Below are 11,079 nucleotides of genomic sequence, written 5' to 3' on the forward strand. Positions count from 1 at the left end.
ACCATTCGGCCTGGTCGGCGCGAAGGACGGACCAACGGTCGGCGGGGTTGGCGTCGGCCAGACCACGCAGGAACGCGGCGTGCTCGGCCGCCATCCGGGCTTCCCATTCGGCCTGAATGATCTGCTGCCGCTCGTACCACGCGGACGGCGGGCCCTCGAGTACGCGCGCGGGGGCATCGCCGGACTCGGAGTCGCGTGCCGAACCATCGGAGTCGCCCGTGCCAGGCTCAGCCGGACCGCGCACGGAGCCCGGGCCGGCGGGCGATGAGCCTGCGTCACGCGAGCCCTCGGCGGGACTCTGCGGATCATCAGGCAGCGGATGAATCGCGGTGTCGCGCAACCACTGCACGCGCTCCTCAGCCATGCGGGCCGACCATTCGGCCTGGTCGGCGCGAAGGACGGACCAACGGTCGGCGGGGTTGGCGTCGGCCAGACCACGCAGGAACGCGGCGTGCTCGGCCGCCATCCGGGCTTCCCATTCGGCCTGAATGATTTGCTGCTGCTCGAACCACGCAGACGGCGAGCGCTCAGCTGTGCTGCTTCGCGCGGGGTCGCCGGCGTCCGAGTCACGCCCGGAACCATCGGCGTCGCCGGTGTCGGGCGCCCCGGGTTCATGCCCGGACTTCACACCACCGGCATCGCCCGACGCACGCTCACCCGGCTCACGCCCAGCCACCGCACCATCGCCCGCAGCACGCTCACCCGATTCACGCCCGGACACCGCACCATCGCCCGCAGCACGCTCACCCGATTCACGCCCGGACACCGCACCATCGCCCGCACCAGGCTCACCCGGCTCGCGCCCGGACACCGCACCATCGCCCGCACCAGGCTCACCCGATTCACGCCCGGACACCGCACCATCGCCCGCACCACGTTCACCCGGCTCACTCCGGGAATCCGCCTCATCCGAATCACCCGCACCGGGCTCATCCGGGTCACCCGGTGCCGGCGGGGCCTTCGGCGGGTCGCCGGGCGGAAGGTTGCCGCCAGCGGCTGCCGGGATGGGGCCGGAGTCCGAATCATCCACAGGGGGAGCCGGATCAGCGCTTTCGCCGGGTTGGCGCGGAAGCGGGCCGCGCGGGTCTGCTGCGCCCATCTGCGCCTCGCGCATCGCACGGTAGAACTCGTCGGCGAGCCGCGCGACGTCCTTGATGCGCTCGGCCTGGTCGCGGACTTCGGCTCGTAGCGCGGCGAGTTCGGCGGCCAGCTTCTCCGGGCTGAGGCCTTCGTGCTTTTCGATCCGGCCGTCCCGGTACGCCTCGTACACCTTGCGGAAGGTGGCGTCGTCGGCGTCGGTGAGGTCGACGCCCACGATGCGCGCCCAGTCCCGGTTGGGTGTGGGGCGCCACGCCGGATTCTCGCTGGGCAGCGGGCCGGTGTCGAAGCGACGGGCGGCATCGGCGAGGGCGCGCGCGAAATCGTCGGCGCCGCGGGCGCGCACCGCGTCGGCGATGATGTCGCGCAGCGCGGTCATCGAATCCCGGTCGTGCATCGGGAATCTGCCGTCGATCACGCGCGGGTCGCGGCTGTAGTCACCGCGCGCGACCGCCGCGTACGGGTCGATGTCCAGCAGCGCGTTCGCGTATTCGGTGAGCGCCGCGCGCACCTGGTCGCCGTGGCCGCGCGCCTCGAGATCACGGATCACCGTGGCGAGTTTCGCCGGTGACATCCCGGTGGGATCGACCGCGAACTTGCGGCCCTGACCGGGCACATCGACCCGACCCGGCGGCATGAGCGCGGCATGTTGCAGCGAAACCCCGGCCCGCTCGGCGAACTTCGGTTTGGTCACCGCGCGGGCTACCGAATCGGAGACGAGCTGCTCGGCCAAGCGGTTGCGTGCGGCATCGACGGCCGCCGCGTCGACCTCACGCAGTTGGTTGGCGTATCCGGCGAGGTCGGTGAGCTGCTGGGTGCGCAGGGCACGACGCTTGGAGGTGTCGCTGAGCGCCTCCCCCATGGTCTCGCCGGTCAGTTCGGCCTGCGGAATGCCGAGCCTGTCGGCGAGCTTGCTGCGCGCGTCGCCGATCTCGTGGAAGGTCTGGATGTCGTTGGCGGAGCGGGTGAAATCGGTGAGGCCCTCGATCTGCGCGGCCCGCACGGCATTGTCGAGCAGCAGATCGGCGACGGTCTGGTCGATCATGTCCGGATGCACATCGGCCGGGCCGATCCCCAGCTCGTGCATCGCCCGGATCAGGTCGGCGAGGATTTCGTCGCGCGGGCGCGGCGCGGCACCTGCCGGGTCGCCGACCGGCGCCGGATCCGATTCGGGCACGGGCTGCCAGGGGCCGTCGCCCTCGCGGACCAGGGTCACCGAGAGTTCGCGTCCGTCGATGATTTCCCGCCGGTGCAGCACTTGCGGGGTGTCGACCGGTTCGAGGTGGGTGCGCCCGGTCCAATCGGTGCGGGCCACGCGGTAGTCAACGGTCAGGCGGCCGTCGGCGAGGTCGCTGACCAGTTGCGGGTCGCCGGCGAGAGCGTCCGCGAGCGCTTGGTGCCTGCTGCGCTCGCCGTCGACGACGATCAACCGGTCGGGCCCGTCCGGCTCCGGGATCCGCACGACCTGATCGCCGATCGCCGCACCGACCAGGTCCCCGTCCTCGGTCTCGGGATACCGCTGACGCGCGAGATCGGCGAATTCGGCCACCCGGTCCGAGCGCGCGATATTGGCCTCGCGCAACTGGTTCAGCACATCGTCGAGCAGCTCCGCGGTGAGTTGGCGCACGTCCAGATCGCGCATCGCGGCCCAGGTGGCCAACTCGTCGCGCAGCTGATCGCGGCGCAGCGCGTGTTCGAAGAACTGGCGCAAGCCTTGGTCGCGGCCGAGTTCGTCGCCTTCACCCCATTCCGGAAGCGGGTCGGCGCCATTGCCGATCGGCACGGTGTCCAGCAGGCCGAGGTGGTGGCCGAAGGCCGCGATGATCTCGTTGCGGAATCGGCCCATCGGGTTCTGGTCGATGAAGCTGACCGCATCGGCGAACGGCACCGCCCGGCCCGCCGGATCGGGCTCGGCGAAGCGGTTGCGACGCGGTGTTTCGGCGTTGTCGTCGTCATCGGTGAAGTCGTCGTCGAAAGAGTCCTCGGGACGGCGCTCGGGCCCGTCGAGCTGTGCCGGTTCCGCGCCGCGGTCCAGCCCGGGTGCGTCCGGCTCGGTGCCGTCCCAATCCAGCTTGGTGTAGGGCAGCGTCTGTTCCTCGTGGAGGCGCTGGGCTGCCGCCGCGAGGCCTTCGATCGCCGCGGCCGCGCGCACCACCCGGTACTGGTGCTCGTCGATGAGGTCGCGCAGCGTCTGGGGGCTCTCGTCGGGCAGGTCGACGCCGAGCAGGCGCTGAGCCGCGTCGGTGAGCGATTCCCCGTCCGGCGGCGGACCGGCCGGTTCCGGCGCACCGGCGCCCGCGGGCGGTTCGTCGGCGAGCCGTTCGGCTTCTTCGCCACTGATCAGGTCGCGGTCGAGTAGATCATCGAGGATCCGTTGCCGCTGTTCGGCATTCGCGCCGGGGAAGGCGTCCAGCAGAGCTTGCCTGGCCTCCTCCGGGGTGATCCGTTCGACGTCGTGATCCGAGACGACCTGTTCGCGAACGAGATCCGGATCGGCGTCGGTGTTCCAGGGCCGGTATTCCTCGCCGTCGGCGGTGCGCATCGGCAGATGTTCGCCCGCCGAGCCCCGCATGCGCCCCGACAGCTCGCCGAGAATCGGGATCATCTCCCGGTTCTGGATCCAGATCGGCGCCTGCTGGGCGATGCGCAGCAGCGTGGGATCGGGCGGGCCCGCCTCCGGCGGGGCCTCGATCCGCGGGACGTCGGGTGGCGGCGCGGGAGGCGGTGCGGGTGGCGGCGGCCCCACCAGGTCCGGAATGCCGGCGACACCGTCACGGATAGCGGCCTGACCGGCCGAATCCCCGACCGGCGACCCGGACGGGTACTTGGGTTGCGCTTCCCGGCCCGGCATCATCTCCCGGACCGCATCCCATTCGCGGCGCAATGGTGAGCGGGTGTCGACGGGTTCGGGTTCCGCCGATTCGGGCACGACGCGCCAGCGGTCGGGGCCGTCTTCGCGTACCGGCACCTCGACCTGCTGACCGTCGACGTCGATGGTGACCTTCGGTGGCGGGTCCACCGAGTCCGGCGCGATCGCGCCGTCGTCGGCCGAATCCGGCTGGGCGCCCTCGTCACCGGAGTCGCGCCGAGCCGCCGCCTTGTCCGGGTCGTCCCCGGAGGACCGTGCCGGATCACCGTCGACCGCCATCCGGTCGGGTGTGGACGGCGCCGGCGCATCGGCCTGCGACGGATCGCGGGCCGCGTCGAGGAGCAGCTGGTACAGGATGCGCACCGGCGTATTCGCCTGGTCGGCACCGCCGACGAGGTATTCGGCCAGCGCCTCGGCGAGGGCCTCCCCCGGCAGCAACATCCCGTCCTCGTCGAGGCTGTATCCGCTGAGCTGCCGCAGCCATTCGCCGAAATCGCCGTCCGGATCGGCTTTCGCCCGCGCGAGCAGCTCCGATTCGGCGGTGTCGCGGGCCACCAGGTTGCCCGCGTAATCGAGGGCGTGACCGAACTCGTGCACGGTGACGTAATAGACCGGGCGGCGCAGGATCGTCGGGGTGAACTGCCTGTTGTTCACGCCGTTTCGCGCCGAGTCGAGGAACGCGTACGCGCTGCACGCATCGTCGTAGCTGAGCGTGATGGATTGGACGTGCCAGGAATCCGAGCCGGGGTGCCTCATGCCCTCGGTCTCCCCCAGCACTCCGAAATCCAGCCGCCCGATGCCCACCGACCGCACGTCGACCTGCGGGAACCGCGCGAACATGTCGACCAGACCGCGGGCGTAGTCGCGCACCACGACAGCGTTGAGCCCGGACAGATCGAATCCGAAGATGTCGAAGTGCGGATTGCCGGTCATATCACGCAAGAGGTCGCGCAGCCGATCACCGACCTGCTGCGGGGAGAGATCCGACCACTCGTCGTTGTCGACGATGCCGAGCATTTCGGCGTCCTGCTTGTCGGGCGTGTCGTCCTCGTCGGGCGGCCGCAACGGCGAAATCCCGTCGTGTGCCATCCGATCGGATGCGCGATCGGCCGCACCGGATTCGGTGTCGCGGTCGCCTAATCGATCCGCCGTACCCGGCCCCTGCTCGTGGCGTACGGGCGAGTGGCCGACGTCGACGCCGGTCGTCCGCTCGGCGGCCCCGACGAGCAGGTCGTAGGCCTGGCCCACCGCGTCGTTGACGTTGTCGCGCCCGTTGAGGACCACGTCGACGAAGGCTTCCGCGAGCGCCTCGCCCGGATCGAGCTCGCCGGCCTTGTCGAAGCCGTAGCCGGTGAGCTGATCGTGCAGCCAATTGTCGTAGCCCTCGACCGTGCCCGTGCCGAGCCGGTTGTTCACGTAGAACTCGATCAGCGTGTCGTCCAGCATCGCCCGTGCGGCCCTGTTGCCCGCGTAGTCGAGGGCGTGGCCGAATTCGTGGGTCACGGCGGCGTACACCGGGCGGTTGAGCACCGAGGGGTGGAAGCGGCCCGCGGCGACCCCGTCGGCCATCCACTGCCGCAGCCCTTCCGGGTCGGCCGCGAACCGGGTGTTGATCGTCATCGACTTGGTGAACAGCCCACCGGTGCTGTCGTTTTCGGCCGCGTGGGTGAGCCCGACGAGCCCCGAGGACATCTCGTCGATGCCGAGACGGCGCACATCGACCTGCGGGTACCGCGTAACCAGATCGACCATGGCTCTGGCGTATTCGCGGGCGAACTCGGGGTCGATGCCGGTCCGGTCGAATCCGACGACCACGAGCTCGGGGTTGTCCAGCATGTCGCGCAACTCGGCCTGCAGGCGGCCGCCGACTTCCGCCGGGGTCAGCCGCGTCCATTCGTCGGCGACCGGTCCGCCGAGCGGCGTGCGGTCTTCCCCGGTGGCCGGCGCAGGCTCGGTGCTCTCGCGCCGATCGCCCGATTCCGGTGCCGGGTCACCGAGACGGTCGGTATCGGAATCGCCGTCGCGGCCGGACCGCCACGGCAGCCCGTCGATGAACGTGCCGAATTTACCGCGCGGTGGGCTGCGGTCGTACAGGTCGGCCGAACCGTCCTCGAGCACCTTGACGATCCGGGCGACGATGCGCTCCTCGGTTGTGTCGGCCAGACCTTCGAACAGCTGGTTGAGGACGTCGACGGAACCGCCGTCCAGCGGTGGCGCCACCCGCCATCCGCCGCGCCCGTCGGGGGCCAGGTTGATGCTGGCAGGCATCGGCCCGATATCGAAAATCGCCCGTGAATAGTGCGGCGGCCACTCCGGTCTCGGGCCCGTAGGCATCGGAATCTCGCGTCGAACCAAGCGATTCACGACATCGCCTGGATGCGTCGGGTCCACCTCGCCGCCACGGAACGGTCGTTCGGTCAAGGTGTCGCGCAACAGGGTGGGGCCTTTGCCGCCGGGGCGGTTCTTCGGCCTCGGCTCGAAAGCCTCCGGTCCGAGCTGTGCCAGCCATTCGCCCAAACCGAGCGAGATCCGGTTCTCCTGCCGCAAGCGCAGGTAGTGCGCCAGAATTTCGTCCTGTGCCTCGTGGATACCGGGTTTACGGAAGGCGCCTTCGGCCGTATCGATGGGGATGTGTTTCGCCATCGGCTCGCCGTCGGGGCCCCTGACCGCGAGGTGGTATCGCAGCCCGTGCGTCCGATCCCACAGCACATCGGTGTATTCCGGGTGCCGGACCGCAAGCTCACGCAGCGCATCCAAATGCCCGCCCGGTTCGGCGACGATGATCAGCCGCGGGAAGGTGTGTTTTTCCGGGTCGCCCGGATAGCGAGCGACGGCGTCGGTCAGGCGCTCCGGGTGCGGTTCGTCGTTGTACTCCAGGTCGAGTACCCGCCGCACGAGATCGGGGTCGGCGGTGTGATCGGGTGCCGCGTCGACCTGGTCGTTGGCCACGTCGAGCGAGCCGGAATCGTCGTCGGCGGGCTTCATCGGGTAGCCCCAGTGCGAGTCATTGGAGTCGCCGGTCGCCCGGATGACGTCGAACAGGATCTCGGCGTTCTCCGGCCCGGTCCTTCTCAGGTAGCGCTCCAGCGCGTCGCGGCCGGCCCGCTGGGCGGCCTGCTCCGGTGGCGGTCCGTCCGGGTTGCGCCGTAAAGCCTTCTCCGCCTTGGCGTATGCCTTGTCGTGGGCGCGGGTGTAGGCCTCCTCCGCGTGCCCGACCGGCACGTAGGTACCCAATTCACGCACCATCCGCAGGTTTTCGATCTCCCCGGCCAGTCGGTCGGCCATGCGCTGATGGTCCCGATCGATATGGGGCCGGCGTGGTGCGCTGTTGCCCTCGCCGGTGCCGGGGACGATGCCGTGCGCGCGATCCCAGATGGCTCCGAAGTGGTCGCTGTGGCGGCGGCCGTCCAGCAGCGGTCCGAGGGTGTCGAGCTGGGTGCGTACCGCGCGCACGCCTTCCCGGAATGCCGCCCGGTGATAGGCCGGATAGGAGCGGACCGAGCCCGATTTCCGATAGGTCGACACGGCCAGCCGCAATGCGCCCTTGTAGGCGGAGACAAATGCCCGTTCGAGCGCAGAGACCCCCGGGCGCTTCAGATCGAATGTGCCGACCCAATCGGAATCGGATTGGTAGGCGAGGGCAAAGGCCTCCGCCGCCCGGTCCAGCATCAGGTCGACGTACTCGTCGCGGCTGAGCGATAGCTGCGGTAGCGGCTCGCCGGCATCGGCGGCGAACAGTTCCGCCAGCCGGGCGCCGCGCACCAGTTCGCGCATCATTTCGGCCGGGTCGGCATTGCGATCGAGCACGACGGTGTTCGTCGCCGGGTCGTACCCGGCGGCCGGGCCGTGATCGGGCCTGCCGTTCGGCTGCCTGCCGAGCCTGGCATCCGGTTCGGTGCTGAACCGCACATCCGTCCCGAGCCGGTCGAGGGTGTAGGTCGCCCAGCGGGCCAGATCCGAGTTTCTGGGGTTGAACATCAGATCACGCAGTTGCGCGGCGGCGCGATCACCGAGGGATTCGCCGGTGGGGCTGTCTGGTTCGGTATCGGCGCGCACAACGGCGGCCGTCGGTTCGGCGTCGGCCCGCACGACGGTGGAATCGGGTTCGCCCTCGACCCGCACAACGGCGGCATCCGGTTCCGCAGATCGCGGTGGGGATGTCTCGTCCGGGTGCACGGGGGCATCGCCGCCAGTGCGCCGCACATGCACCACACCCGTCGGGTCGCGCTCCACCCGCAGCTGGGCGGGCCGATCGTCGGCAACCCGCGGATCGGTCAGATCCCGCCGGATGAAGTCGGTGATCTCGTCGATCAGGCGTGTCCGGTCGGCGGAGGCTTTGCGGAGCTGTTCGGTCAGTTCCGCGAGCACCCGCACGTCGTCGGCTTCGCCAAGATCGGGATGACGGGTGAACTCCTCGAGGATCTCGGGCCGGGTATTCGGCAGCTCGTCACCAGAGCGGCCCGCCGCCAGCAGAATCCGATCGACAACCCGGTCCCAATCGCCTTCGATCCGCATGACCTCGCGTGCGGCCGCGGATTCGGCGCGCAGCAGGGCTGCGACCGCCCGCGCGGCTTCCGGCGAGGACGGAACGTATTCGTCCATGCCCTCGGGTGGCCGATGACGTTGTTCCGCATCCCATTGCGCACCGGCGGCTTTCGTCGGCCCGGTGTCCGCGTCGACGGGGTCGAACATCGGGTGCGCGAGCAACTCCGCGATGGCGGTGTCGCGGGCTGCGCGCTCGGCTTCCGGAGAATCGGCCCGACGCAGCGCATCCGCATATGCGTCCAGGTACGCCGACTCGAGGTCCGCGCGGACCGCGGCGTCCACGGCATCCCGGATCGGGACGGCATCGGGGTCGTAGCCCGCGCGGCGCAGCTCGTCCCGGAATTCCGCGGTCCGCGCTGTCGCCTCCGCCTCTGCCCACCGGTGTGCGTCGATGTGCTCGGCACGGTCGAGCTCGCGGATGCGGGCTGGCATCGTCTCCACCCGGCCCGCGACCACGGCATCGGTCAGCGCCGCGAACCGCACCAACGCGGCCGCCTGTGCGATCAGGTCGCGTTCGCGGGTGCCGACGAAGGCTTCCATGGTCCGCCCGTCGAAGGCATCGGGAAGAGCGGGCCCCGCGCCGGGCTCCTCGAACCGGACCATCACATCGGCCGCGCGCAAGGTAGCGAGCGCGGCCCGCCCGGTCGCGGTACGCGCGAGCAGTTGCCGCACCTCGGCCTGCGCCGGGTCGACCGGATGAACCAGCCAGCCGTCCGGTTGGCCGGGATCCCGGACGAGGTCGTAGGGGTCGGCGGAGTCCGGATCGGCTAGAGCTCGAACGTCCCCTGCTGCGGCCAGGTCCCGTCCGGACTCCGGTGCGCCGTCGCCCACGCCTTCGCCCGTGCGCACACCGGATGGATCGCCGGCGTGTCCGTCCGGCTGCGCAGCGTCTGCTTGTCGATCGTCAGCCGGTGTTCCAGCATCGGTTCGTCCGTCGACCGGGCCTGCACCAGGTACTCGATCTCGTTGCGGCCCTCGTGGATCCGCCGCATCGTCGCCTGCCACCGGGGCGGATGGATCTGATGCGCCCTGATCGGCTGCCCGGTCTCGATCGCCTGGTCGAACATCTGCCCGATCACCGCCGGCGGCAGGCTCGGATGCGCCGTCACCGCGCCCGTCCGGGAGTCCACCACGTAGTTCCCCAGACCGATCCCCTGCCCCGATGACAGTATCGGCCGGCACACCCACCCGTGCCGGGCGCGATGAATCCGGAACGGCCTGCCCGGGAAGATCTGAGCGAGATGGCGTTCCACTTGTTGCCTGGTCTGGAGTCGATCCACCGTCGTGCTCCTGCTTCGGTTGCGGCTGGTCCGCCGGTACGGCGAAATCTGCCGGGAGGTCGATGTAGAGCATCGCCGCGCTGTTGTCGACGAGCAGGCTCGGCGGCGTGTCGGATGTCCTGCTCTGCTGCGGATCCCACCACACCGGGCCGTCTGCCCCCAGCGGATACACCACCAGCGTGGCATGGCCGTTGTCGTAGACGGGCAGGCCGGCGTCGTCGAACAGCTTCTGTCCGGTGTCCGGATCGGTGGCGTGCCAGTAGTTGATCACCACTGCGGCCGAACCCGGACCCAGCGAGTTGATGCGGTGATGCAGCCCGTGGAACTGCACAGGTATCGGTAGGTTCGCGTTGCGCCGCCAGTCCCGGCCCAGCCAGTCGGCGATACGCCGGTCGCCGTCGGGCTCCCCTTCCGGCGAATCGATCGACCCGTCGGCGAAAGCCTCGCTCAACCAGCGGGGGAAGGCCACCTGGGGATCGCCGAAGAACGATGCCAGGGCCGCCAGCACACAGTCGACACAGTTGGTCGACCGGCCGAAGACCTCGGGCCCACCGTCATTGATCAGCTGCCCGTAATCGTTGGTGCGCGGATCGGCACCGATCAGGAATCGGTCGCCATCGCGCAGCGCGTCCTGCACGCGAGCCTGGTGCACCGGGTCCTCGAGCACATCGAGGTAATTCGGCGCGATCTCCCGGGTCGCCGGCATGCCGTCGAGCCGAGACGGGGTGTTCGCCGCGGCGATGTCGTTGCTCAGCTGAGCCAGGTCCGCGTCGCTGAAACCGAGATCGGTGCCGAGGTTCGGGTTGAGCGGGCCGAGCCCGAGATGACGGCGCAGATCGTTCACGATCACGGCCGGGTCGTCGTCGGCGGTGCGCACGCCGGGGCCGGGCTCATCGCCGGCCCGCACCCGCACATGGGCGGCGTCGACGTCGGCCGTCGCGACAATGTCGATGAGCAGGGTGTCCCCGTTGCGCAGCCGCGAGCCGTTGTTGAGCAGCTCATCGACCGTGCGCTGCATGTGGTCGGTCACCGCCTGGCGACCCGCCGCGTCCAAGGTGCCGTCGGCATCGACATGGACGCGGACCGTGGCGACGGTGACCGGCGATCCGTCATTGCCGAATCGGGTCGAGTCGAACATCGGCGTGGTGCGGTCGCCCGGCAGGCCGTTCGGGCCGAGTTCCGGGCGCCGCACCGGGGTGGGCCGGGCGCCGTCGGGCGTTTGGTTTCGCAAGTCGTCCCGGAGGCGGGAGGCATCGGCTGTGGGGTCGACGGGGGCGGAGTCGTCGG

1 protein-coding gene is annotated in these 11,079 nt (G+C 70.1%); it reads right to left on the bottom strand.

What is annotated here, in order from left to right:
* Positions 1-11,023, bottom strand: an 11,023-nt coding sequence (locus GV790_RS28275) for a toxin glutamine deamidase domain-containing protein (RefSeq protein WP_256673585.1), incomplete at its 3' end; no start/stop codon positions are given.
* Between the last annotated feature and the right edge of the window lie 56 nt (positions 11,024-11,079).

The organism is Nocardia cyriacigeorgica, assembly GCF_010858045.1.
GTDB lineage: Bacteria > Actinomycetota > Actinomycetes > Mycobacteriales > Mycobacteriaceae > Nocardia > Nocardia cyriacigeorgica_E.